This is a genomic window from Devosia riboflavina (assembly GCF_000743575.1).
GTDB classification, from domain to species: Bacteria; Pseudomonadota; Alphaproteobacteria; order Rhizobiales; family Devosiaceae; genus Devosia; species Devosia riboflavina.
In genome coordinates this window covers 1-770 of sequence record NZ_JQGC01000075.1, presented here as the reverse complement: position 1 = coordinate 770, position 770 = coordinate 1, and the positions used below count along the sequence as shown (strand labels likewise).

The following is a 770-nucleotide window of genomic DNA, read 5'->3' as shown; positions in this document are numbered from 1 at the left end:
GCCGACTGGAACGGTCGACTTGGTCACAACCACAGTGAAGCCATCGAGAGCCTCGGCGACGTCGCGAGCGGCGGCGTAAACGAACGAGAGATCGGCATGACCATCCCCGCGCCGCGACGGCGTGCCGACGGCGATGAAGACGATTTCGGCCTGCGAGACGGCAGCGGTCAGATCCGTCGTGAAAACCAGCCGACCGGCGGCAGTGTTGGCGGCGACGATGCTGCTCAAACCCGGCTCATAGATTGGAATCTCGCCCTGGCGCAGTGCCTCGACCTTGGCGATGTCCGTGTCGACGCAGACGACGTCGTGACCGAAATCGGCAAAACACGCGCCGCTCACCAGACCTACATATCCGGACCCAATCATCGCGATGCGCATTCTGGCACCCCTCCATCGCAGGAGTCGGCACGATAGAGCCGAATCGATGTCGAAGCGACGACGTTGTGATGCGGCTCTCCCTGGACACTGCACGCCTGCGGCATTGCGTCCGCGCATGCCTGATCCGCATGGCACGCACTGGACAGGTGGCGAGAGCCGACTATATCTAAGCACACATATATGTAGCCCCCTACATAGTGGATTCCTAACAAATGACCGACCTTACGCTGCGGCAGGGTCTCATCACGGCCCTGGCTGGGACCGCGCGAGCCCTGCAGACTCACTTCGATGCCCAATTGCGGGAAATGGGACTCACGGCCGCACGCGGTCGCGTGCTGCTGTTCCTTGCCAAGCGCGGTCCTGCGGGCGCGACGCAAACGGACGTGACCGAC

1 protein-coding gene and 1 pseudogene are annotated in these 770 nt (G+C 62.7%); one reads left to right on the top strand and one right to left on the bottom strand.

The features are described 5' to 3' along the window. Positions 1-378: 2-dehydropantoate 2-reductase N-terminal domain-containing protein (locus tag JP75_RS24745; protein ID WP_035087929.1), on the bottom strand; the 378-nt coding region annotated here is incomplete at its 3' end. A gap of 212 nt (positions 379-590) precedes the next feature. Between JP75_RS24745 and JP75_RS24740 the strand changes: the two are divergent. Further along, positions 591-770: pseudogene (locus tag JP75_RS24740) on the top strand (hypothetical protein); the annotation flags it as partial.